This is a genomic window from Roseibium sp. SCP14, from assembly GCF_040329475.1.
Lineage (GTDB): Bacteria > Pseudomonadota > Alphaproteobacteria > Rhizobiales > Stappiaceae > Roseibium.
Window position 1 is genome coordinate 107,201 of record NZ_JBDZYH010000011.1, and the last position, 22,305, is coordinate 129,505.

Below are 22,305 nucleotides of genomic sequence, written 5' to 3' on the forward strand. Positions count from 1 at the left end.
ACCAGAACGACAGAGAAAAGGCCACCGCCGGGGCGGCGGCCCAAGTTTCTATAACGCGGTCTTGGTTTCGTTCAGGCCGCTTGGTTGCCGTTTTCGGGCGCAGAGCGCAACACCATTCCGTAAAGATCACGCGGATCGTCCGGATCGGCCAACAGATCGAGCTTTTCGAAGTGGTCGGTCTTCGGCAGAAGGTCGTGCACATAGCGAAGCGCAGCGAAGTCCTCGATTGCAAAGCCGACGCTGTCGAACAGGGTGATCTGATCGTCGGAAGTACGACCCGCGACCTGCCCTGCAAAGACCTGCCAGAGCTCGGTCACCGGATGGTCTTCAGGCAGTTGCTGCAATTCGCCTTCGATCCGGGTCTGCTCGGGATATTCGACGAAAATGTCAGACCGGAGCAGGATATCCTTGTGAAGCTCCGTTTTGCCCGGGCAGTCACCGCCAATCGCGTTGATATGGATGCCGGAGCCGACCATGTTGTCGGTCAGGATCGTTGCGTATTTCTTGTCCGCCGTCACGGTAGTGACGATCTGGGCCCCTTCAATGGCATCTTCCGGTGTCTTGCAGATAGTCACGTTGAGACCGGAATCGGCAAGGTTCCGCGCCAGGCGCAGACTGGCGGAATGATCTATGTCGTAGGCACGGATTTCGGTAATGCCAAGCATTTCCTTGAAGGCCAGGCACTGGAAGTCGGACTGCGCACCATTGCCGATGATGGCCATGGTGGTGGATCCCTTCGGCGCCAGATACTTCGCGGCCAGAGCGGAGTTGGCCGCTGTGCGCAGAGCCGTCAGGATTGTCATTTCGGTCAGAAGGACCGGATATCCGGTGGCCAGATCGGACAGGACACCGAACCCGGTCACGGTCTGCAGGCCGTCGCGAATGTTCTCAGGGTGGCCATTGACGTATTTGAAGCCAAAAGTCTTGCCATCGCTTGTCGGCATCAGTTCGATAACGCCCTGAGGTGCATGTGCGGGAATGCGCGGCTTCTTGTCGAAGCTTTCCCAGCGCAGAAAATCCTGTTCAATATATTCGGCAATCCCCACCAGCGCCTTTTCGACCCCGATGGCACGGACATTGCGCATCATGTTGTCGACGCTGACGAACGGCACATAGGCCAGTTCAGACGGTTTCGGATTGTGGTTCACGGCTGACATATTGATTTCCTCTAGAAGCTTCTTGTCGGACGGTCGAAGACACGGCGGCCAAATAGAGAGCCGGTCAGATCGACCATCAGGCGCGCGGTTTTTCCGCGGTCGTCCAGGAAGGGGTTTAGCTCGACCAGATCGAGCGATGTCACAAGAGCGCTGTCATGAAGCATCTCCATGACCAGATGCGCCTCGCGGAAGGTGGCACCGCCCGGAACCGTTGTGCCGACGGCAGGCGCAATTTCAGGATCGAGAAAATCGACATCCAGACTGACATGCAGCAGACCATTGGCCTCACGGACACGGTCCAGAAACGGCCGCAGCAATGATCCGATGCCTTCTTCATCGATGCGGCGCATGTCGCTGACGCCGACACCGTGGCTCAAGAGCATGCTGCGTTCGGCAGCATCGATGGACCTCACGCCAAGAATCTCGACATGGTCGGGTCTGACCGTGTGTTCGATTGGCGTACCGAGCAGACCTTCAAATCCGGGCAGGCCGCAGGCAAAGGCGAGGGGCGTGCCATGAAGATTGCCGCTGTCCGTGCTGTCCAGCGTATGAAAATCGGAATGCGCGTCCAGCCACAGGACGAAAAGGGGGCGCCCGTGTTTTGCGGCGGCCTTCGCCTGTCCCGAAACCGTTCCCGCCGCCATGGCGTGATCCCCACCGAGATAGATCGGAAAGACCGGCGCGGTTCCAAGCTCCGCGGCCTTTGCGTGCAGTGCCCTCGTCCAGGCAACGTAAGCCGGATAGTTCTTCAGGACCGGGTTGGGCGGTGTCAGGTTGTCGACCTCTGCCGGGACGAGATTGCCATGATCGGCAACCGTGTGGCCCAGCGCCTCAAGCGTATCCGCAAGACCGGCCGTGCGAAATGCGTCAGGGCCCATGACGCAGCCTTTCTGACCGGCACCTTCGTCGACGGGAGCTCCCACAAGAACAATCTGTTTCTTGGCGACGTTCACTTGTTCCTCCGAATGAAATCTCTCCTTCAAAGTGTGTGAAAACGTCCCGGCGGAGTAAATCCCGTCACTTGATCAAATGTGCAGTCGGATTTATCATTTTGATAAGCCTGAATTACCGGATTGAAACAATGGATGATCTGGATCTGCAATTGATCTCGCTCCTGCGTCACGATGGGCGCAGGTCAGTGTCCGATTTGGCAAGCGATCTGAAAGTCTCCCGCGCGACGGTGCGCTCAAGAATGGAAAAGCTTGTCGAATCCGGCGAAATTCTGGGATTTACTGCGGTTCTTCGTGACGACTGGCGCGATCTTCCGATCCGCGCCGTAACACTGGTCGTGGTAGACGGACACAATACGGAGCCCGTCATTCGTTCCCTGAGCGCGCTTACCGAAGTGCGGGCTATCCATTCCACCAACGGCAAGTGGGATCTTGTTCTGGACATTGCGACAAGGGATCTGGTGGGTTTTGACGATGCGCTGAACCGCATTCGTCTGATCGAGGGCATCACCGGCACGGAAACCAGTCTGCTTTTGAACACCCGAAAGGGGCCTGCCGTTCCGGCCGATGAATTCAACGACGTGCTCGGCTGAGCAGACCCATGTGCGACCATCTCGCAAATCGGGTCGCGTGGCATTGGCTTGCCGACTATGATCGGATCAGACTTGAAGACGCGAAGTATTCGATATGACCAAAGCACTCGATCTTTCCGCCATTGCCTCAGAACCCAAGCCGATCTCGGTCGGTGAAGAGGCATCTGAAAACTATGCTGTTGTCCGCCAGACACTGAAGCGGATCACAGAAGATTGGCGCGACCAGCCCACCCTTGAAGAACTTGCCAAAGAGGTTGATCTGCAACCCATTCAGCTTCAACGGGTGTTCTCGCGCTGGGCCGGGCTGACACCCAAGCAGTTTCTGCAGGCCATCACCCTTGATCACGCCAAGGCTCTCTTGCGGGACTCGGCCAGCATCATGGACGCATCCTTTGAAGTCGGCCTGTCTGGATCATCGCGCCTGCACGACCTTTTTGTCACCCACGAAGCCATGACACCGGGCGACTATCGGAACAGGGGCGGTGGGCTAAAGATCATCTATGGCTTTCACCCTTCGCCGTTCGGCCAGGTCCTGGTCATGGCAACGGACAAGGGACTTGCCGGCCTAGGTTTTGCCGATCCGGGTGAAGAGGAAAATTCGCTTGAGGACATGTGCAGCCGCTGGCCTGCTGCGCAATATGTTCACAATCAGGATGCGACCGCGCGTTATGCACAGCGGGTATTCGATCCGAAGAAATGGCAGGAAAACCAGCCGCTGAACATCGTCATGATCGGCACGGACTTCGAAATCCGGGTGTGGCAGACCTTGTTGAAGATCCCCATGGGACAGGCGACCACCTATTCCGACATCGCGGCCTGCCTCGGAAATCCGAAGGCTTCAAGAGCCGTTGGATCAGCCGTCGGCCGAAATCCGATTTCCTTCGTCGTGCCTTGTCACAGGGTATTGGCGAAAGGAGGCAAGATTGGCGGCTACCACTGGGGTCTGACCCGCAAACGCGCCATTCTCGGTTGGGAAAGCGGCCTTTCCGCACCTGTGCTGGAGTGTGTCTGAGCCTCCGGATCCGGAGGCTCAAAGATTGTGCTCCTAGTGAACAGGGCCTTCAGGCATCGGATAGTTGCCGGTGATTTCCCAGCCAAAGGATGTCAGCCGCTCGGCAGTCATCGGAGTGAGATCTCCCGTGATCAGAAAGTCGACGCCCGAGGGCGGGAAGGGCAGCTGGCCCAGGCCTTCATTCATGTTGGAAAAGGTCTGAGCGACCGTCTTGGTCCAGGACACCATGTCAAGCGGCAGGATAATCGCTGCAATACCGTCCCGGCGAATGGCAATCGGAACTCCGTTGACTTCCTTGATCTGGCCAAGACCGGAGACTGTCCGGCTATAGGTTTCAAGAAGAACAACGCGGCGCAGCTGGAAGTAAGCAATGTCCCGGCTTTCGGCATCGGCAGCTTTCGCCGCAATCAAATCCAGATCCTGAACGCTCGGCATCGCCTGCAGCTGATAGGCGATCGCAGCTTTTTCGGAGATCGTATAAAACGGATTGGCGGCAACTCTCGAGATCGTCTGCTCCGAAACTCCGGCCTTGCGGAAGGTCTCGGCGGTTCGCTCCTCAAGTTCCGAGGGGGTGCTGTCCACGATGAGCGTGCGGAAATTGTCCGCCTGACGCGCGGCCGAAACGATCAATCCGCCCGGAAGCAGGCTTGTGATCGCGGTAACTGTCCAGTTTCCCGCCGTCGTCACGCTGGCGGTTTCATTCAGTTTTTCAGAAAGCGGCTTGTAGAAGGTATAGGGGTCGACACCGAGTTCATAAGCCAGTTCGCGCTCCGCGCGCGCCTGACCGGTAATGGACTTTGCAATATCGGCTGCTGAACCGCCCTTGCCGGAAACCGCGGCTTCCACACCCTTGGTCAACCGTCCGAACATGCGTCCGACGCCCGATACCGTGCTCTTGGCAGTACCGACCGGGTCAGTGACCGTGCTTTCAACCAGTTCTACCGGTTTCATGGCTGCCTGTTTCAGACCGTCGACGAAGCTCTGATCGTTCTTCAAACCTTCCAGCGCGACGAGAACCTTGAGCTCGGCAAGCCGCTGCTTCAGCAAGCCGTCTCCCTCGATCCGCTCGACGCCGAGGTCGGTCTGCAACTGGTAGATACGCAGGAAACCATCACTTCGAACCGGGGACAAAACGGCATATCCCGGACCAAGTTCCTTTCCATCCAGCACAACCGAAGGGTCCTGCTCGGGTGGCGTTTCATATTGTTCAGAAAGTGAAAAAGCGGGCGCCGTCGTCAGGACGGCACCTATCAATAGACCAGCAGCACGTACGGGCAGACCAAAAGTCCCAAACATCAATCAGACCTCCATAGGCCCGGTGATGCGTCAGTCCGGAGGTGTTCCGTTCCGTGCCAAGGCCTCACCGGCAAGATAGAGCGAACCGCAAATCAAAATACGCGGCGGCTCACCATCCTTCGCGGCACAAGCTGCCACATCCGCAAGGGCCGCGTCCAGTGATTGGAACGGTGTTGCTTCGAGGCCGGCGCAACGGGCAAGGTCCGCCAGGTCTTCCGGAGATCTTGCTGTCATCGTTGAAGAAATCGGCACCGTGCCGACATGGCGGACCAAACCGTGGAAAGGGCGGAAAAACCCGACGGGATCCTTGGTTGTCAGCATTCCGGAGATCAGATAGAGCGGGCAGGGGTTTCTTTCTTCCTGTTCGCCCATGAACTGGGCAACGGAAACACCCGCACCTGGATTGTGACCGCCGTCGATCCAGACTTCCGCCCCTTCGGGGCACAGGTCCAGAAGCCGTCCGTGAGTGATCGGCTGCAGCCGCCCCGGCCAGTTCACCGATCTCAGCCCCTGGGCAATGATGTCTTCGGCAGGCAGCAGGCCTGCAGCCTTCAGGGCAGCAATGGCAAGTCCCGCATTTGCGAACTGGTGACCTCCTCCCAGAACCGGGAGCGGCAGGTCGATCAGCTCTTCCTCGTCCTGAAAGATCATCCGGCCCTGATCAGCCTGAGCGATAAACTCCTGTCCGTATACCGACAGCCTTGCCCGCTTGCGGGCGGCCTGGCGAACGATCTCCGGAAGCGCCGTCGTTTCCTGGGCTGCGCAGACCACCGGAACACCCTGCTTGATGATACCGGCCTTTTCTGCCGCGATTTCAGTGAGATCGTCTCCCAGGAACTTTTCGTGATCCATGGAAACCGGCGTTATCACCGTCGCAATCGGATCGTCGATGACATTGGTGGCATCCAGCCGGCCACCAAGCCCGACTTCCAGGAGCAGAACATCCGCAGAATGTTCTGCAAAAAGAAGCAGTGCCGCTGCCGTCGTGATCTCGAAGAAGGTGATTTCCTCGCCGCCATTTGCTTCTTCGCAGCGATGGAGGGCGTCATAAAGTTCGGGATCGGATACGAATTTGCCGTCCGTCCCAAGCCGGATACGTTCGTTGAACGAAACAAGGTGTGGCGAGGTGTAGACGTGGCAACGTTTTCCGGATGCCTCCAGAATGGCGCGCATCGTCGCGGTCACGGACCCTTTGCCGTTGGTCCCGGCAACATGAATGACCGGCGGCAGCCGTTTTTCCGGATTTCCCAAAGCCGCCAGCAAACGATGCATGCGCCCAAGCGAGAGATCTATCTCCTTGGGGTGCAGTGCCAGCAACCGGTCCAGGATTTTTGTGATTTGATCCAAGGCGCCCTCCGAAGGGTCCTCTGTCCCATGTTCAGCGTGACCCAAGATATAGCCGCCTGCCTGTCGCGCAGACGGCCTTGAATCGTCCGGTTATACCGGATTTGCGACAATTTCGACTGTCGTTGCGCTCTTAGCTTGCAGCTTCGGCTTCCTTCGCCGGCTCTTCAGCAGGCTTTTCGGTCTCAGCTTCGACGGGTGCTTCCACTTCCTTCGGCGCTTCGAGCTTCGGCAGTTCGACTTCGCGCTTCATCAGAATGCCGCAGATCCTGGAAATTGTCTCTTTCATCTGCGGACGCGGAACCACCATGTCGATCATGCCGTGATCGAGAAGGTACTCGGCGGTCTGGAAATCGTCCGGCAGTTTCTCCCGAACCGTCTGCTCGATGACCCGACGCCCGGCAAAGCCGATCTGTGCCCCCGGTTCGGCAATGTGAACATCGCCCAGCATTGCGTAAGACGCGGAAACGCCGCCGGTGGTCGGATTGGTGAGAACAACGATATAAGGAAGACCGGCTTCGCGAAGCATCTGTACACCGACGGTGGTGCGCGGCATCTGCATCAGCGACAGGATGCCTTCCTGCATGCGGGCGCCGCCCGACGCAGCGAAGATGACAAAGGGCGTCTTGTCCTCAACCGCTTTCATCATGCCTGCCAGGATAGCTTCGCCAGCTGCCATGCCGAGCGAACCTGCAATGAAGTCGAAATTCTGGACAGCCGCCGTGATCTCCATTCCGTTGACCTTGCCCTGACCAACCAGAATGGCTTCGTTTTCACCGGATTTGGAGCGCGCCTCCTTCAAACGGTCGGTATAACGCTTGGAATCGCGGAATTTGTGCGGGTCCGCCTGTACTTCCGGTGTTTCGACGTCCTTGTACTCGGCATTGTCGAAGAACGCCTCGAGACGCTTGCGCGCCGGCATGCGCATGTGATGACCGGAATTCGGAATAACCCAGAGATTGGCCTCCAGATCGCGGTGAAACACCATTTCACCGGTTTCCGGACACTTGATCCAAAGATTTTCCGGAACTTCGCGCTTCTTCCAAAGATCGCGGATCTTGGGGCGTACGATAGAGTTGATCCAGTTCACGACAAACGCGTCCGTTACTCGAGTTATCAATCAGCGGAGATATGGGGTCCGCCGGAATTCATTCAATTCATTTTGCCCCGATGGGGCATACCTGCCGCAGGCGCACCAGAGTCAGGCCGAACGCGCCCGTGCACATCCCGAAGCCAGGTCCGCGACCACATCGGTGACCGCCTGGACGGTCTTGTCAGTTGCCTTTCCAGCCTCATCAAGGCTGTCGCGAATGGCATTCACGAGGACGGAACCGACGACAACGCCGTCCGCGTCCTTGCCGATTTCGGCTGCCTGGTCGGCTGTCTTGACGCCAAATCCGACCGCGACGGGCAAATCGGTGTGTCCCTTGATGCGGTTCACGGCCGAAGTGACCCTGCCCGTATCCGCAATATTGGCACCGGTGATACCTGTCACGGAGACGTAATAAACGAAACCGGAAGTGTTGGCCAGAACGGCGGGAAGGCGCTTGTCATCTGTTGTGGGGGTTGCAAGACGAATGAAATTCAGACCGGCTTCCAGTGCCGGAATGCAAAGCTCATCATCTGCCTCGGCAGGTATATCGACAATGATGAAACCGTCGACACCGGCATCCTTGGCAACCTGCACGAACTTCCGGGGTTCACGGACATAGATCGGATTGTAGTAGCCCATCAAAATGATCGGCGTGTCCTGATCCTGCTTGCGGAACGCCCGCACCATGTCGAGCGTCTTGTCCATGGTATGACCGGCCGCCAGCGCGCGCTGGTTGCCCAGCTGGATCGGAATGCCTTCGGCCATCGGGTCTGAAAACGGCATGCCGAGTTCAATTACATCAGCACCCGCAGCGGGCAAAGCGTTCAGAACAGCCTGGGAGGTCTGCAGATCCGGATCACCTGCAGTGATAAACGTGACCAATGCTGGCCGGCCTGCTTCCGCACAGGCTTTAAAACGGCGGTCGATACGCGTTTCCGTCATACAGCTCTACCCCTGCCGCCAATTCGCGGCCCTGCTTTTCCAATTGGACTCAATGCGGTGTAGGGGAGCGGGCAAGCCTATGTCAATCAAAGAACGCGACAATCGAAGAAGAAGCGGGGCCGAGGGAGCCGGTTTGCGGCTCCAGCCGGGCCTTCAGCGCTGATTGAAGTGCTTTTTGAACGCGTGGCCGGAGATTTCGGTGCGCGCCAGGCCAAGCTGAGCCAGTTCGCTGTCGTTCATACGGTTCAAACGTTCGATCTCATTCGCGGTGCGGCGTGCTGCACGAACGTCGCGAACAAAACCTGTCAGAAGATCGAAAGCCATTTTCGGTTCCTTTCGTGTCCTTGAAGACCATGTGCCGTGCACCTCTGGTCTGGCGTGTTGAATTTAGTCGGAGACCGGTCCGTCACAACCGACATGTTTGCATTGCAGCAATTCGCCCAACGAATAACTCTTCGGGTTTTGCGGCTCGCGGAAGGATCCAATGCATAGCTGTTTAAGCAGGACTGCAAAATTTGCAGCTGCAAAAGTGCACAAAGTGCGCTTAAATAACTCGGTGAATCGGAAACGGATAAAAAGGAGCTGAAATTGGCCCATTCCCTGTTTGAGCCAACCCCAACCCCGCTTGGCGAAAAGCTGTGGCGGCGTGTGAGAGAATTCAATCTCGGCCTGCCTGCAAAAGAGCCGCAGGAAACGTCACTCCCCGCACAGACGGATATCGTCGGAACAACGCAGGCAGAACAACTGGATGCCCGTGGACGGCAACACTTTCTTCTGGCCGCGCTGACGGCCGACCCGATCAAAAAATAAAGGCCGCGCGCCTTGCGGCGCACGGCCATGCTCAATTGAAGACCGGCGTTCCGGTTACAGATCAAATCCGAGCATCTGTCCAACCGCGAAGACGTCCTTGTCGCCACGGCCACACAGGTTCATGACGATGATCTGATCCTTGTCCATCTGCGGCGCCAGTTTGACCACATGCGCAAGAGCATGTGACGGCTCCAGCGCCGGAATGATGCCCTCGACCCGGGTCAGCATCTGGAAAGCGTCGAGAGCTTCGTTGTCCATCACCGGCACATATTCAACGCGGCCGATTTCCTTCAGCCAGGAATGCTCCGGGCCAATGCCGGGATAATCGAGACCTGCCGAAATGGAATGTCCTTCGAGGATCTGACCGTCGTCATCCTGAAGAAGATAGGTCCGGTTGCCGTGCAGAACACCAGGCTTGCCCGCTGTCAGGGAGGCACAGTGTTCTTCGCCTTCCAGGCCACGGCCGCCAGCTTCGACCCCGTAAATCTTGACTTCACTATCATCGAGGAACGGATGGAAGAGGCCAATGGCGTTGGAGCCGCCACCGACGGCTGCGACCAGCGCATCCGGCAGACGACCTTCGGCTTCCATCATCTGCTCACGCAGCTCTTTGCCGATCACAGACTGGAAATCACGAACCAGTTCCGGATACGGATGCGGCCCGGCGGCAGTCCCGATCAGGTAATACGTGTTGTCTACGTTGGTAACCCAGTCACGCAGAGCTTCGTTCATGGCGTCTTTCAGCGTACCGGCCCCGGCGGTCACCGGAACGATTTCGGCACCCAGCAACTTCATGCGGAACACATTCGGCTTTTGCCGTTCCACATCAGTCGCGCCCATATAGACCACACACGGCAGGCCGAAGCGCGCGCACACGGTCGCGGTCGCCACGCCGTGCTGACCGGCGCCGGTCTCGGCGATGATCCGGGTCTTGCCCATGCGCTTGGCCAAAAGGATCTGGCCAAGGCAGTTGTTGATCTTGTGAGATCCGGTGTGATTCAGCTCGTCCCGCTTGAAATAGATCTTCGCTCCGCCGAGCTCTTCGGTCAGCCGTTCAGCGAAGTAAAGCGGCGAAGGACGGCCGGTATAATGCTTGTTCAGATTTTCGACCTCGGCATGAAAGGCCGGATCGTTCTTGGCGTCCTTGTAGTGCTGCTCCAGGTCAAGGATCAGCGGCATCAGGGTCTCGGCGACGTAGCGGCCACCGAAGATACCGAAATGACCGCGATCGTCCGGACCGGTCCGGATGCTGTTCGCCATATCGTTCACGCGTTTACTCCTTAACCCGAATTTCCGGCGCTTTTGGCCGCCGCCATGAATGCGCGAATGAGGGCGCTGTCCTTGACACCCTTTTCGCGTTCTACACCGGACGAGACGTCCACTTCCTTGGCGCCGCTCAGCCGAATGGCCTCCACGACATTGTCTGGATCCAGTCCACCCGAAAGCATGAAGGGCTTTGCAAGGTCAAGATCTTTCAAAAGCGTCCAGTCATAGGCAACGCCATTGCCACCCGGCAGCTCGGAACCCTTGGGTGGTTTGGCGTCAAACAGGATCCTGTCGGCAACAGTGGCGTAATACTGCGCTTTTTCCAGATCTTCCCTCGCGGATACCGAGACAGCTTTCATGATCTGCGTGCCCTGCATCACCTTGGTTGCTGCACAGGCTTCCGGCGGCTCGTTGCCGTGAAGCTGGAAGGTATCGGGCGCAACAAGCTCCTTGATCCGCGACAGTCCGTCCAGGTCCATATTCACCGTCACCGCGACGATTTCGGCCTTGCCGCGAGCCATGTCGGCCAGTTTGCAGGCCTGGCTGAGCGAAACGTGGCGCGGACTCTTCGGGAAAAACATCAGACCGACCATGTCCGCCCCGGCATCCAGCGCGGTTTTCATGGTTTCCTCGGTCGACAGACCACAGATTTTGACTTTTATCTCAGACATGGTTTCGAGGTATCGCCGCTGGGAAAGGGTTTGTCAAAGAGGAAAGGGCGATTTCACTTATTCCCCGGCCTCACACCCCTTGTCCGTGCTGAAACGGGAACCGTAAAGGCTATTTTTCAATTCGTCATCCCGGTCACGTAAAGCGTGAACCGGGATCTGAGAGCCGCCGGGTGCCGAATTGTCTATGGTACAACGAAGTCAATGGCTCCCCGATCCCGGCTCGAACTTCCATTGACGGCGCCAGCGCTTGATTTGCTTTTCGCGTGAAATAGCCGACGAAATCTCGAAGTGGTTTTCGTACCAGACGAGTGATTTCACTCCATAGCGCTCGGAAAATCCTTCGATCAGTCCTTCTCGGTGCTCGTAAATCCGCCGAACCAAATCAGTGGTCACACCGGTATAGAGTGTTTCATAGGGGCGAGACGCCAATATATAGACCCAGGCGGACAGCGGGACAGCCTTTGGAGTTATTAGCTAAATTGGTGGCTCTCCGATCCCGGGTCTCCCGATGGTCGCCCGGGATGACGACGGTAGGTCGGGTAGTACCCCTTCCATCGTCATCCCGGCCAAACAAAGTGCGAGCCGGGATCGGAGAGCCAAAGGCGTCTTAGAAGTTTAACAAGCTCAATACCAATCCTTACGTCACATTGAACGCCGCGATTGCGGCCATGTTGACGATGTCGCTGTCCTTGGCGCCGAGGGGGACGATCTGGATCGGTTTGTCGAAGCCGACCAGAAGCGGGCCGATGACCGTGGCGCCGCCCAGCTCCTGAAGCATCTTTGTCGAGATGGATGCAGAGTGAAAGGCCGGCATGACCAGAACGTTGGCCGGACCGGACAGGCGGCAGAACGGGTAGGCAGCCATCCTGCCCATGTCGAGCGCGACGTCTGCGGCCATTTCGCCGTCATATTCAAAGTCGACCCGGCGCCGGTCGAGGATTTTCACCGCTTGCTGGACCTTTTCCGAACGCTCGCCCTTCGGGTGACCGAAGGTGGAGTAGGCCAGCATGGCAACCCGCGGCTCATAGCCGAGTTTACGCGCCACATGAGCTGCTTCTTCCGCAATGTCGGCAAGCTCTTCGGATGTCGGCATGTCGATCACCGCCGTGTCGGCAATCAGCACGGTGCGCCCACGGGCAAGAGCCAGTGACACCCCGATCACGCGGTGGCCCGGTTTCGGGTCGATGGTCGCCTTGACCGTATCGAGCGCCACGGAATAGTTCCGGGTCAGACCGGTTACCATGGCATCGGCATCGCCGCGCGCCACCATGATCGCGCCCCAATAGTTACGGTCGTTGTTGACCATGCGCTGACAGTCGCGCAGCAGATAGCCCCGGCGTTGCAGGCGGCCATAAAGATACTGCGCATAATCGGTGTTGCGGTCGGAAAGCCGGGCATTCTGAATGGAAAGTCCCGGCCGATTGATATCGATACCAGCCTGGTCGGCCATCGACTGGATCTCATCTTCCCGGCCGATCAGGATCGCCTCGCCAAGGCCCTGCGAGACAAAGCTTGTGGCTGCGCGGATGACCGGCTCTTCCTCGCCTTCGGCGAAAACGACACGTTTCGGCTGCTGACGCACCTTGGTGAAAATGCGCTGCAAAGTTCCGGCCACCGGGTCGCGGCGGGCCGAAAGTTGGTGCCGGTAGGCCTCCATGTCGACGATCGGTCGTTTCGCGACACCCGAATCCATCGCCGCCTGGGCAACGGCAGGTGGAATGGCGTGGATCAGCCGTGGGTCGAATGGCACCGGAATGATGTATTTCGGACCGAATTTCGGCCGGTTGCCCCGATAGGCGGCAGCCACTTCGTCCGGCACTTCCTCACGAGCAAGTTCCGCCAGGGCCCGGGCACAAGCTACTTTCATCTCGTCATTGATTGTGGTTGCCTGAACATCGAGGGCACCGCGGAAAATATAGGGAAAGCCCAGAACATTGTTCACCTGGTTGGGATAGTCCGAGCGACCGGTTGCGACAATGGCATCGTCGCGAACGGCCGCGGCTTCTTCCGGCGTGATTTCAGGATCCGGGTTGGCCATGGCGAAGATGATCGGGTTCGGCGCCATGACGCGGAGCATGTCGGGAGTCAGCGCACCCTTTACCGATACGCCGAAAAAGACATCCGCTCCTTTCAGGGCATCATAAAGTGAACGATTGTCCGTCTCGATCGCGTGAGCGGACTTCCACTGGTTCATACCCTCTTCGCGGCCCTTGTAGATCACGCCCTTGGTGTCGCACAGGGTAACGTTTTCATGCGGGACGCCCATTGCCTTGACCAGTTCGATACAGGCAATGCCTGCAGCACCCGCGCCGTTGCAGACAACCTTGGCGTCCTTCATGTCCCGGCCTGTAAGGTGCAAGGCGTTGATCAGACCCGCGGCCGCGATGATGGCCGTGCCGTGCTGATCGTCGTGAAAGACGGGAATATCCATCAGTTCGCGCAGACGCTGCTCGATGATAAAGCAGTCAGGCGCCTTGATATCCTCCAGATTGATGCCGCCGAAGGAGGGTCCGAGATAGCGAACCGAGTTGATGAATTCCTCGACTTCTCCGGTATCGACCTCCAGATCGATGGAATCGACATCGGCAAAGCGTTTGAAAAGAACGGACTTGCCTTCCATCACCGGCTTGGAAGCCAGGGCTCCGAGATTGCCCAGACCCAGGATAGCGGAACCGTTGGAAATCACGGCCACAAGATTGCCCTTTGTGGTGTAGTCATAGGCACGGCTCGGATCTTCCGCGATCGCCCTGACCGGCACCGCCACACCAGGCGAATAGGCCAGCGACAGGTCGCGCTGCGTTGCCATCGGCTTGGTCGGCGTGATCTCAAGCTTTCCGGGCCGCCCGTTCTGGTGAAACTGCAGGGCTTCCTGGTCGGTAAAGCTGACATTGGTTTTGGACGAAGTGTTGTCGGCGGACATGATTGGGGCGTTTCCTCTTGATCACGCTCACTAAGGGCGGAAGACCGACCTTATCCCCTGGAAAATGAAGCCTCAAGCCAAGATGACATAACCCTTTTGTGGAATGCCCCGGCAGGTTTGGTACGTATCGGGCATGAGTGGACAAAGCGCGCAAAAGGCAGCCCCGGCGGAGACCAAGGTCACGCCGATGATGGCTCAGTACATCGAGATCAAAACCGCCAACCCGGACAGCCTGCTGTTTTACCGGATGGGCGACTTCTACGAACTGTTTTTCGATGACGCTGAAGTAGCCTCCAGAGCGCTTGGCATCACGCTGACCAAGCGAGGCAAGCATCAGGGTGCCGATATCCCGATGTGCGGTGTCCCGGTGCACGCCGCAGATGACTATCTGCAGAAGCTGATTGCGCTCGGGCACCGGGTTTCCGTGTGCGAACAGACCGAAGACCCGGCAGAAGCGAAGAAGCGCGGTTCCAAATCCGTGGTCCGGCGCGACGTTGTCCGTCTGGTCACACCCGGAACGCTGACCGAAGAACGCCTGCTGGATTCGGGAGCCAACAACTACCTGATGGCTTTGACACGGCTGAAGGGCGGTTCGCTTACTGGCGATGCGGTCTATGGCCTTTCCTGGATTGATATGTCGACCGGATCGTTCCAGGTGTCGGAAACCGATCACCAGCGACTGGCTGCCGACCTGGCACAGGTCTCGCCGCGAGAGCTGATCCTGGCCGACAACCTGCTTCAGGAAAGCGATCTGCGGCAGATTGCCGAACAATCCGGCGGTGCCCTGTCGCCAGTACCAAGAGCCTTTTTCGACAGTTCGACTGCCACGGACCGGCTGGCTCACTATTTCGGCGTGAAGACGCTGGACGGCTTCGGCACATTCAGCCGGGCGGAGCTTTCTGCCGCAGCAGGCATCCTCTCCTATATTGAAAAGACCCAGCTCGGCGAACGTCCGCCGCTGGATCCACCGGTCCGTGAGGCTGGTGCCGGGCGTATGCTGATTGATCCGGCAACCCGCGCAAACTTGGAACTCTCCAGGACACTTTCGGGCGAAAAGCAGGGATCGCTTCTCGCGACGATCGACCGGACGGTTACCGGCAGCGGATCGCGCCTTCTGGCCAGTCGCCTGGCCGGACCGCTTGTCAATGTGGATGCCATTCACCGGCGCCACGACGCGGTGGCTTTCTTCCTCGATAATGAGATCATGCGCGAAGGCCTGCGGCAAACGCTGAAAGGCGCTCCAGACATGGCGCGTGCTCTATCGCGGATCGCGCTGAACCGCGGCGGCCCACGTGACATTCTTTCCATTGCACAGGGTCTTGCCGCCGCAAGGGCCGTCTTAGACCAGACTGCCAATGGTGCAGGGGAAATTCCGGCTGAAATCGCGGCGGCACGTGCGAGCCTGGAACAGGCACCGCATGAAATGGGCGCCGAACTGATCGCTGCAATCAAGGAAGAACCGCCACTTTTGAAGCGGGATGGTGGTTTTGTCGCCACCGGCTACAACTCCGATCTGGATGAATTGCGTTCTCTGCGCGATGAAAGCCGCAAGGTGATCGCCAAACTGCAGGCCGATTACTCCGAAGAGCTTGGACTGCGTTCGCTGAAGATCAAACACAACAACGTGCTTGGCTGGTTCATCGAGGCGCCGACAGCGCAAACGGAGAAACTGACTGCCGATCCGGCACGCTTCATCCATCGCCAGACCATGGCTGGTGCAATGCGCTTCACCACGACGGAACTGGCAGATCTTGAATCCAAGATCGCAAGCGCCGGAGAACGGGCTCTTGCCATCGAGCTGGAAATCTTCGACCGCCTGGGCCAGGCAATCATCGAAGCTGGAGAAGCGATCAAGTCTGCCGCACAGGGTCTCGGTATCCTCGATGTATCGGCAGCGCTTGCCAAACTCGCCCAGGAAGAGAACTACTCACGTCCGATAGTCGACGACACGCGTGCTTTCGACATCAAGGGCGGCCGCCATCCTGTTGTTGAACAGGCCCTGAAAAAGTCCGGCGGTGATAGTTTTGTTGCCAATGATGCCAATCTCGGACCGGAAAATTCCGAGGAAATCGGTCACATCTGGCTGATCACCGGTCCGAACATGGCTGGTAAATCGACCTTCCTGCGCCAGAACGCTCTGATTGCGGTCCTGGCGCAGATGGGAGCCTTCGTGCCGGCCGCGGAAGCTCATATCGGCATTGTCGATCGATTGTTTTCCCGCGTTGGTGCAGCAGACGACCTGGCGCGTGGCCGCTCCACCTTCATGGTCGAGATGGTGGAAACGGCTGCCATTCTCAATCAGGCCGGAGATCGCTCCCTGGTCATTCTGGACGAGATCGGCCGTGGAACGGCGACTTTCGACGGTTTGTCGATTGCCTGGGCAACAATTGAACACCTGCACGAGGTCAACAGATCCCGTGCCCTGTTCGCGACCCACTATCACGAACTGACCGCACTATCCTCCAAGCTGGAACGGCTCTCGAACGCCACGGTTTCGGTGAAAGAGTGGAAGGGAGACGTCATCTTCCTGCACGAAATCGTTCCGGGAGCCGCAGACCGGTCCTACGGCATTCAAGTTGCCAAACTTGCCGGGCTCCCGGCCATGGTGGTCGAACGTTCCAAGCAGGTGTTGAGTCAACTGGAAGAGCAGGACCGGAATTCACCTTCCGAGACGCTGATCGACGAGTTGCCGCTGTTTGCCAGCCTGGCAACGCCGCCGCCCAGCGCCACAGCAGATCCGCTCAAACCGAACCCGGTACTGGAGGCGCTGGAAGCGTTTGACCCGGATGACATGACGCCTCGTGAAGCCCTTGAAGCGCTTTACCGTTTAAAAACGCTCAGGGCGAGCGAGGATGACATCAGCTAAGGCATCTCACGAAACGCTGGCGTCTTACCAGGCGAAAAGCCTGGCAGCTTCTGCATTGGTGCGGGCAGATATGAACTCTGCCTCGGTGCGCAGATCATCAAGGTCATAACGCGCCGAACTCAGATCGAATTCCGCATCATCGAGCCGCTGGCGAAGCTTCTTGCGTTCCTTGCGGCATTCCTTGCGCTCGTCATTCTTTTTGTCCTTGCAGTTCAGCCCTGAAAGACTTTCCTCCAGGTCATCAACCCGCATTTCATGTGAGCGCACTTCCGTCTCCGCTCGCTCAACCCGGTCTCTCGCACTCCAGACCACATAGCCGAGCTGGTAAGCCTGATTGAAGCCGGCTGCCATCTGAGGAGGGCAAATGGGAGATTTCTGCTTGTTCTGTTTGCCGAGCGTGAACCCGTTCAAAGGTGTACAATAATTCTGGAGCCCGCGATTCCAGCCGGACATGTAAGCCTCAGTGTTTGGCGTGATGCCATGCTTGCCGCAGCTTTTGACTACTTCATCGAGGTGGTTGGCCGGCTTGCCGACAGAAGCATGAGCCTTGCCAAGTTCGCTCCAGTCGCCGGCAACACATTGTTCCTTCGTGACGGCGGCACAACCACCAAGACCGACCAGAGCAACGGCAATGACTGCAATTCCTGCAATAGACTTCATCTTCAGCAAACCTGTCCGCGCGAAATCGAGCATTGCCACAGGCAGGGGTGACCGTTTCCGCTCGTATTTCGAGTTGAGAATCAAAGAGATGAGGCGTTTTAGCGTTTCAAACCTGAACGGGAGATGAGCAACTTGCTCAAGTTGTCTTCAGGAATGAGAACGATCGTTGGAAACGTTGAGCCACCGCCCGGCTGGACAATCTTCAGGTTGCGAAAACTGGGGCAACAATCCTTTTGACGTGACAGAACCACTGTTCCGCTCTAACATCCGGCTCCCATATTCTTTCGCCATCCATCAGGTTTCATTCCATGCGTTCCTTGCTGCAACTCCCTCGACCGGTGTTGCTGATAATGCTGTTGCAGTTCACCAAAAGTCTTGGCGCGTCTTCGCTCATTCCCCTGATGAGTTTTTTCATCGTCGAGGGTCTGGGATCCGAACCATGGCAGGTGGGTCTTTATACCGGACTGGTCATGCCGCTGACGCTGCTCGCCAACCGCTGGGCAGGCGAGCGGCTGGATCATGGTTTCCCAGTGAAGCGGCTTCTGCTGATTTCGATATTCGCGTTTATCACGCTGACCGCCCTGCTGACGCAGGTCTCCAGCCTGCTGATGCTGGTCTTGCTGATTGCTCCTTTGATGGGACTTGCCAACATGGGATCAGGCACGATTTTCACCTATGGCCGTCTCTATGCCGAACGCAATGGACTGGATGTTACCCAAGTCAATTCATGGCTTCGCATGATGGTGTCTCTCGCCTGGATGATCGGACCGGCGGCGTCCTTCTCGCTGGTTTCACAGTTCGGCTTTTCCGTCACATTCTTCTGCACATTCACAGTCGGCGTCCTGTTTCTGGTTCTTGCCTGGACTGTCGTGCCGCGTGAATTCAGATCCAGTCGAAAATCGAGCGCAGCGAAGGATCGCGAACCCGTCAACTGGGGCCTTCTGATCGCCGGGTTCACCTGTCTCGGCTTCATCATCACGAACACCCTGTTCGTGTCAGCCATGCCGCTGTTCTTCGTTCAGGAAACCGGGTTGCCCGGATCCACCCCTGGACTTTCCCTGTCGGTCAAATGCCTGATTGAGGTTTTCATAATCTTCTGGTCGGTGAAGCTGGCAGAACGGATCGGGATCCGGCAGGTGCTGCTGCTTTCTGCCGTTCTTGCGGCCACAAGCATGGTTCTGTTTGCCCAGGTTACCGAGCTTTGGCAGGTCATTGCCATTTCGGTGCTTGAGGGGACTTACTACGGCCTGTTCGCCGGTGTTTCGATCAGCTTCGTTCAGAGTTTTGCGCCCGACCGGCCCGGACGGGCGACGGCCGTTTACATGAACAGCCTGTTTCTGGGTGGGATGATCGGAAGTGTATCAATGGGCATCATCGCCAGCGCCACGGATTTCAAAACGGTGCTTTACGTCGCAGCCTGTGCGTCGATCGTAGCTATGGTGGTTCTTTTTGCGACGTTGAAGGTCCAGCCGCGCGTATTGGAAGAACAGGTCTAAAGCTTTTCACGAAACGCTATGGCCGCCACCCGCTTTCGCGAGCGACAGGGCATTGGCGATCGCACCGGCGAAACTTGTCCGGTCGTCCGGATTGAGAAAATTGCCGAGGTCGACCGTTTCGCCCCGGCTTGTCAGTGAAATCCTGACAACGCCTTCGTCTTCCAGGCGCTCGATCTCAAGGCGAACCCAGACGGGATTGAAGCGGTACTCCAAATGACGCTTTCCAGGACCGACCTTGCGGATCACGATTTCATTTTTGGAGATAGCAACCTCTTCATACGCCTTCGCCGAACGGTAATTCATGCGGAAGGCGAACCAGAGCAGCGCGATGTCCAGGCCAAAGAAACCGAAGACCGGCCAGGCCCCGATACGCCAGAACAGGAGACCGGCAAAGAAACTGACGGCGGCGAAACACAGCATCAGGATCATGAAACCCTTGGGGCCTAAAGACCGATAGGGAGTAAGTACAGCCGTGAAAAACGGCTTCTCGCCCCCAGTGAAATTGTCAAAATTATCGGGTTTCGGATTGTTCTGGTTCATAGGGAATGATTATAGAGAGAACATGACCCAAGCAAAGAGCCCGGTAACAAGCAAGACTTCGAAGCGGTCCGCCAAACCCAAACAGGCCCGCAAGAAAGCACCTTCCGTGGACAACCCCGGCAAGGTCCTGAGGCGGTCCCGCTACAGCAAAGCGGAGACCTACGCGATCTTTCAAAGATTTCATGCGGACAATCCTGAGCCTGAAGGCGAACTGGACTATGTGAACGCCTTCACGCTCCTGGTTGCCGTTGTCCTGTCTGCCCAGGCGACCGATGTCGGTGTGAACCGGGCAACAAAAAACCTGTTTCAGATTGCCGACACACCGGAAAAGATGATTGCGCTGGGTGAGGACAAGGTACGCGAGGAAATCCGGACGATCGGTCTTTACAAGAACAAGGCCAAGAACGTCATTCTCCTGTCCGAACAACTCATTCGTGATCATGGCGGCGAAGTCCCGGAAAACAGGGAAGCGCTGGAAAAACTGCCTGGCGTTGGCCGGAAGACCGCGAACGTGGTTCTGAATATTTTCTTCGGGCATCCGACAATTGCCGTCGATACTCATCTATTCAGGCTCGGGAACCGGATCGGCATCGCGCCGGGCAAAACACCGCTCGATGTCGAGAAGGCCATGGAAAAGGCCGTTCCGCCGGAATTTTCCCTCCATGCCCATCACTGGCTGATCCTGCATGGCCGCTACATCTGCAAGGCACGCAAGCCTGAATGCAAACGTTGTGTGATTTATGACCTTTGCAAAAGTCCGGAGAAGGAAAAATTCGATGCAGTTCCAGACATCGCATTGCGCACCAAAGCTTTGATTGAAAAGGATATTTCCGCTTGAGTTTTCCCCTCGGCCCCTTTCCGGCAAGTGAGCGGCTTCGCTTTCGTTTGCCATCCAGCAACGATGCCGGCTTTTATCTCAAACTGATGAACGAACCGGATTACCATCGTTTCATCGCCGATCACGGCATCGGCTCCCATGAAGATGCTGCTCTCTATATCAAGAGCAAGTCGCTTGCACGCTTTGCCGCTCATGGGGTCGGTTTGTGGCTAGTCGAATTGAAGGAAACCAACCAACCCGTCGGTGTGTGCGGGCTCGTGGTTCGCAAGGAACTCGAGTATCCGGATCTCGGCTTTGCCTTTCTGGAAGACTTCCGCGGACTGGGACTGGGAAAAGAGGCTGGTCTTGCGGTTCTGGACTTCGTTCAAAAGGAACTCAAGCTGCGCACCTTGTGCGCGATTACCCACCCCGAGAACACACGCTCGGCAAATCTTTTGAAGAAGATCGGATTTGAGTCAGACGGACAGCGCCACCTGACCGAGATCGGAGCGACGGCAGACTACTATCTCTGGAAGTTAAGATATGTCGAAGCGGGGCTTTCCTAGCTTACGGCAGACAGGTTCAGCGCTTCTCACGCACCCGGACGACCACGTCGACCCGAACGACTTCCATGCCTTCCGGTGCAACGGGAAGCTTGCCAATGCCGACGCCTTCTCCCGGAATGTCGATCACCCGGTTTTCGCCTTCGATGAAGAAGTGATGGTGATCGGAGACGTTGGTGTCGAAATAGGTCTTGTTGCCTTCAATGGCGACTTCGCGCAGCAAGCCTGCTTCGGTGAACTGGTGCAAGGTGTTGTAAACCGTTGCCAGCGAGACCGGGACGTCCGCGTCAACCGCTTCTTCGTGTAGAAGTTCTGCGGAAACGTGACGATCGCCCTTGGAATACAGGATCTCCGCCAGCGACACACGCTGGCGCGTCGGCCGTAAACCAGCCGTCCGCAGCATGTCGGTCACATCTTTGCCGGCAGTATCCATTACCATGCGCGTCGTCATTCCGATCTAATCCACGTCTAATGCTTTGTTCTGTATAGGAAAATTTGATTTCATTCCTAACGAACAAGTGCTTGCTTCAAAAGGCAGTCACCTATATCTGCCATTTCTTGCACCCAAGATGCAAGTTTTTCGCTAATCAAACGATAATGCCTGGGTGCTCGTTTTCTGCATTGATTGCCCTCAATTCTTCGAAAATAGCCAGAAAACCCCGCAAGTTGGCGCAAGTGACATCTTTCGGTCATGGTTCCCCTGTGTTAGGAAGGCGCCACAAACGAACCAAAAACAACCCGTCTCCCCTTGGATGTTCAGGGTAGGATACAAGAAAACGGATCTTGAATGACCGAGCGCCGCTCAAGCTACGACTATGAAGCTCTACTCGCCTGCGGCCGCGGCGAGCTGTTTGGCCCTGGCAACGCCCAATTGCCGCTTCCCCCGATGCTGATGTTTGACCGGATCACGGAAATTTCCGAAACCGGCGGCGAATACGACAAGGGTTTTGCCCGTGCCGAATTCGACATCAAGCCGGATCTGTGGTTCTTCCCGTGTCACTTCCAGGGAAATCCTGTAATGCCGGGTTGTCTCGGTCTCGACGCCATGTGGCAGCTGACCGGGTTCTATCTTGGCTGGCTCGGTCTGCCGGGTAAGGGCATGGCGCTTTCAACGGGTGAGATCAAGTTCAAGGGCATGGTCACACCGGACGTCAAGAAGGTCGAATACGGCGTCGACTTCAAGCGGATCATGAAGGGCCGGCTGGTCTTGGGAATTGCCGACGGCTGGTTGAAGGCGGACGGTGAACAGATCTACAAGGCAACCGACTTGCGTGTTGGCTTGGCCCAAACCTAAGGCCATTTAAGTCTT

22 protein-coding genes are annotated in these 22,305 nt (G+C 57.3%); 8 read left to right on the forward strand and 14 right to left on the reverse strand.

From position 1 onward, the window contains the following. Positions 1 to 71: 71 nt before the first annotated feature. Together ABLQ08_RS29070 and rocF are read right to left on the reverse strand one after the other, a co-directional pair. Positions 72 to 1,157, reverse strand: a complete 1,086-nt coding sequence (locus tag ABLQ08_RS29070) for an ornithine cyclodeaminase (protein WP_352949861.1) — start codon at positions 1,155 to 1,157, stop codon at positions 72 to 74. Between the two features lie 11 nt (positions 1,158 to 1,168). Beyond that, the gene (gene rocF, locus ABLQ08_RS29075; protein ID WP_417714968.1) at positions 1,169 to 2,035 is read right to left on the reverse strand and encodes an arginase; all 867 of its coding nucleotides are present in this window, start codon (positions 2,033 to 2,035) and stop codon (positions 1,169 to 1,171) included. A 203-nt stretch (positions 2,036 to 2,238) separates the two neighbouring features. Between rocF and ABLQ08_RS29080 the strand changes: the two genes are divergently transcribed. Continuing rightward, a complete protein-coding gene (locus ABLQ08_RS29080) occupies positions 2,239 to 2,700 on the forward strand; it encodes an Lrp/AsnC family transcriptional regulator (RefSeq protein WP_352949865.1) in 462 nt (153 codons plus the stop codon). A gap of 94 nt (positions 2,701 to 2,794) precedes the next feature. After that, positions 2,795 to 3,712: a bifunctional helix-turn-helix domain-containing protein/methylated-DNA--[protein]-cysteine S-methyltransferase gene (locus tag ABLQ08_RS29085; protein ID WP_352949867.1), complete on the forward strand. Its 918-nt coding sequence runs from the start codon at positions 2,795 to 2,797 to the stop codon at positions 3,710 to 3,712. Positions 3,713 to 3,745: 33 nt separating this feature from the next. On the opposite strand, the gene ABLQ08_RS29090 is transcribed toward ABLQ08_RS29085, so the two are convergent. The 5 genes from ABLQ08_RS29090 to ABLQ08_RS29110 all read right to left on the reverse strand — a co-directional run bounded on the left by ABLQ08_RS29090 (position 3,746) and on the right by ABLQ08_RS29110 (position 8,711). Further along, the gene (locus ABLQ08_RS29090; RefSeq protein ID WP_352949869.1) at positions 3,746 to 5,008 is read right to left on the reverse strand and encodes a hypothetical protein; all 1,263 of its coding nucleotides are present in this window, start codon (positions 5,006 to 5,008) and stop codon (positions 3,746 to 3,748) included. A gap of 30 nt (positions 5,009 to 5,038) precedes the next feature. After that, entirely contained in the window at positions 5,039 to 6,355 is a 1,317-nt protein-coding gene (locus tag ABLQ08_RS29095; protein WP_417714966.1) for a bifunctional folylpolyglutamate synthase/dihydrofolate synthase, read from the reverse strand. Between the two features lie 130 nt (positions 6,356 to 6,485). After that, complete coding sequence (accD, locus tag ABLQ08_RS29100) at positions 6,486 to 7,442, reverse strand: acetyl-CoA carboxylase, carboxyltransferase subunit beta (protein ID WP_352949871.1); 957 nt, start codon at positions 7,440 to 7,442, stop codon at positions 6,486 to 6,488. A gap of 111 nt (positions 7,443 to 7,553) precedes the next feature. Continuing rightward, entirely contained in the window at positions 7,554 to 8,387 is an 834-nt protein-coding gene (gene trpA / locus ABLQ08_RS29105; RefSeq protein WP_352949873.1) for a tryptophan synthase subunit alpha, read from the reverse strand. A gap of 153 nt (positions 8,388 to 8,540) precedes the next feature. After that, positions 8,541 to 8,711 (reverse strand): hypothetical protein, encoded by a 171-nt coding sequence (locus tag ABLQ08_RS29110; protein ID WP_352949875.1) that lies wholly within the window; start codon positions 8,709 to 8,711, stop codon positions 8,541 to 8,543. Positions 8,712 to 8,975: 264 nt separating this feature from the next. Here ABLQ08_RS29110 and ABLQ08_RS29115 point away from each other — a divergent pair, with 264 nt between their 5' ends. Next, a complete protein-coding gene (locus ABLQ08_RS29115) occupies positions 8,976 to 9,197 on the forward strand; it encodes a hypothetical protein (protein ID WP_352949877.1) in 222 nt (73 codons plus the stop codon). Positions 9,198 to 9,251: 54 nt separating this feature from the next. Here the strand turns inward: ABLQ08_RS29115 and trpB are convergent, their stop codons facing one another. The 4 genes from trpB to ABLQ08_RS29135 form a co-directional block, all read right to left on the reverse strand. After that, positions 9,252 to 10,457, reverse strand: a complete 1,206-nt coding sequence (trpB, locus tag ABLQ08_RS29120) for a tryptophan synthase subunit beta (protein WP_352950036.1) — start codon at positions 10,455 to 10,457, stop codon at positions 9,252 to 9,254. Between the two features lie 20 nt (positions 10,458 to 10,477). After that, complete coding sequence (locus tag ABLQ08_RS29125; protein WP_352949879.1) at positions 10,478 to 11,134, reverse strand: phosphoribosylanthranilate isomerase; 657 nt, start codon at positions 11,132 to 11,134, stop codon at positions 10,478 to 10,480. 198 nt (positions 11,135 to 11,332) lie between these two features. Beyond that, positions 11,333 to 11,584, reverse strand: coding sequence for a GIY-YIG nuclease family protein (locus ABLQ08_RS29130; protein ID WP_352950038.1), 252 nt, complete (start codon positions 11,582 to 11,584; stop codon positions 11,333 to 11,335). 187 nt (positions 11,585 to 11,771) lie between these two features. Next, positions 11,772 to 14,054, reverse strand: coding sequence for an NADP-dependent malic enzyme (locus tag ABLQ08_RS29135; protein ID WP_352949881.1), 2,283 nt, complete (start codon positions 14,052 to 14,054; stop codon positions 11,772 to 11,774). Positions 14,055 to 14,187: 133 nt separating this feature from the next. Here ABLQ08_RS29135 and mutS point away from each other — a divergent pair, with 133 nt between their 5' ends. Then, positions 14,188 to 16,920 carry a DNA mismatch repair protein MutS gene (mutS, locus tag ABLQ08_RS29140; RefSeq protein ID WP_352949883.1) on the forward strand — a complete coding sequence of 911 codons (2,733 nt, stop codon included), beginning with the start codon at positions 14,188 to 14,190 and terminating at the stop codon, positions 16,918 to 16,920. Positions 16,921 to 16,944: 24 nt separating this feature from the next. Here mutS and ABLQ08_RS29145 read toward each other — a convergent pair whose 3' ends face one another. Next, positions 16,945 to 17,580 carry a DUF2799 domain-containing protein gene (locus ABLQ08_RS29145; RefSeq protein ID WP_352949885.1) on the reverse strand — a complete coding sequence of 212 codons (636 nt, stop codon included), beginning with the start codon at positions 17,578 to 17,580 and terminating at the stop codon, positions 16,945 to 16,947. 308 nt (positions 17,581 to 17,888) lie between these two features. Here ABLQ08_RS29145 and ABLQ08_RS29150 point away from each other — a divergent pair, with 308 nt between their 5' ends. After that, the gene (locus ABLQ08_RS29150; RefSeq protein ID WP_352949887.1) at positions 17,889 to 19,076 is read left to right on the forward strand and encodes an MFS transporter; all 1,188 of its coding nucleotides are present in this window, start codon (positions 17,889 to 17,891) and stop codon (positions 19,074 to 19,076) included. A gap of 6 nt (positions 19,077 to 19,082) precedes the next feature. Here ABLQ08_RS29150 and ABLQ08_RS29155 read toward each other — a convergent pair whose 3' ends face one another. Continuing rightward, positions 19,083 to 19,505, reverse strand: a complete 423-nt coding sequence (locus ABLQ08_RS29155) for a DUF2244 domain-containing protein (RefSeq protein WP_352949889.1) — start codon at positions 19,503 to 19,505, stop codon at positions 19,083 to 19,085. 133 nt (positions 19,506 to 19,638) lie between these two features. On the opposite strand from ABLQ08_RS29155, the gene nth reads away from it, so the two are divergent. Together nth and ABLQ08_RS29165 are read left to right on the forward strand one after the other, a co-directional pair. Next, positions 19,639 to 20,454, forward strand: coding sequence for an endonuclease III (gene nth / locus ABLQ08_RS29160; RefSeq protein WP_352949891.1), 816 nt, complete (start codon positions 19,639 to 19,641; stop codon positions 20,452 to 20,454). Beyond that, positions 20,451 to 20,999 (forward strand): GNAT family N-acetyltransferase, encoded by a 549-nt coding sequence (locus ABLQ08_RS29165; RefSeq protein ID WP_352949893.1) that lies wholly within the window; start codon positions 20,451 to 20,453, stop codon positions 20,997 to 20,999. The genes nth and ABLQ08_RS29165 overlap by 4 nt, the downstream gene beginning before the upstream one ends. A gap of 16 nt (positions 21,000 to 21,015) precedes the next feature. On the opposite strand, the gene irrA is transcribed toward ABLQ08_RS29165, so the two are convergent. Continuing rightward, on the reverse strand, positions 21,016 to 21,447 hold the full coding sequence (gene irrA, locus ABLQ08_RS29170; RefSeq protein ID WP_352949895.1) for an iron response transcriptional regulator IrrA: 432 nt from the start codon (positions 21,445 to 21,447) through the stop codon (positions 21,016 to 21,018). A 336-nt stretch (positions 21,448 to 21,783) separates the two neighbouring features. Between irrA and fabA the strand changes: the two genes are divergently transcribed. Further along, a complete protein-coding gene (gene fabA / locus ABLQ08_RS29175) occupies positions 21,784 to 22,290 on the forward strand; it encodes a 3-hydroxyacyl-[acyl-carrier-protein] dehydratase FabA (protein WP_352949897.1) in 507 nt (168 codons plus the stop codon). Positions 22,291 to 22,305 lie beyond the last annotated feature (15 nt).

Excerpts from the sequence above, each read along its gene's own strand:
- rocF (WP_417714968.1), bottom strand. The coding sequence starts at position 2,035 with ATGGGCCCTGACGCATTTCGCACGGCCGGTCTTGCGGATACGCTTGAG.
- mutS (WP_352949883.1), top strand. The coding sequence starts at position 14,188 with ATGAGTGGACAAAGCGCGCAAAAGGCAGCCCCGGCGGAGACCAAGGTC.
- ABLQ08_RS29125 (WP_352949879.1), bottom strand. The coding sequence starts at position 11,134 with ATGTCTGAGATAAAAGTCAAAATCTGTGGTCTGTCGACCGAGGAAACC.
- ABLQ08_RS29155 (WP_352949889.1), bottom strand. The coding sequence starts at position 19,505 with ATGATCCTGATGCTGTGTTTCGCCGCCGTCAGTTTCTTTGCCGGTCTC.
- ABLQ08_RS29090 (WP_352949869.1), bottom strand. The coding sequence starts at position 5,008 with ATGTTTGGGACTTTTGGTCTGCCCGTACGTGCTGCTGGTCTATTGATA.
- irrA (WP_352949895.1), bottom strand. The coding sequence starts at position 21,447 with ATGACGACGCGCATGGTAATGGATACTGCCGGCAAAGATGTGACCGAC.
- nth (WP_352949891.1), top strand. The coding sequence starts at position 19,639 with ATGACCCAAGCAAAGAGCCCGGTAACAAGCAAGACTTCGAAGCGGTCC.
- ABLQ08_RS29085 (WP_352949867.1), top strand. The coding sequence starts at position 2,795 with ATGACCAAAGCACTCGATCTTTCCGCCATTGCCTCAGAACCCAAGCCG.
- trpA (WP_352949873.1), bottom strand. The coding sequence starts at position 8,387 with ATGACGGAAACGCGTATCGACCGCCGTTTTAAAGCCTGTGCGGAAGCA.
- ABLQ08_RS29150 (WP_352949887.1), top strand. The coding sequence starts at position 17,889 with ATGCGTTCCTTGCTGCAACTCCCTCGACCGGTGTTGCTGATAATGCTG.
- fabA (WP_352949897.1), top strand. The coding sequence starts at position 21,784 with ATGACCGAGCGCCGCTCAAGCTACGACTATGAAGCTCTACTCGCCTGC.
- ABLQ08_RS29145 (WP_352949885.1), bottom strand. The coding sequence starts at position 17,580 with ATGAAGTCTATTGCAGGAATTGCAGTCATTGCCGTTGCTCTGGTCGGT.
- ABLQ08_RS29110 (WP_352949875.1), bottom strand. The coding sequence starts at position 8,711 with ATGGCTTTCGATCTTCTGACAGGTTTTGTTCGCGACGTTCGTGCAGCA.
- ABLQ08_RS29070 (WP_352949861.1), bottom strand. The coding sequence starts at position 1,157 with ATGTCAGCCGTGAACCACAATCCGAAACCGTCTGAACTGGCCTATGTG.
- ABLQ08_RS29135 (WP_352949881.1), bottom strand. The coding sequence starts at position 14,054 with ATGTCCGCCGACAACACTTCGTCCAAAACCAATGTCAGCTTTACCGAC.
- ABLQ08_RS29080 (WP_352949865.1), top strand. The coding sequence starts at position 2,239 with ATGGATGATCTGGATCTGCAATTGATCTCGCTCCTGCGTCACGATGGG.
- trpB (WP_352950036.1), bottom strand. The coding sequence starts at position 10,457 with ATGGCGAACAGCATCCGGACCGGTCCGGACGATCGCGGTCATTTCGGT.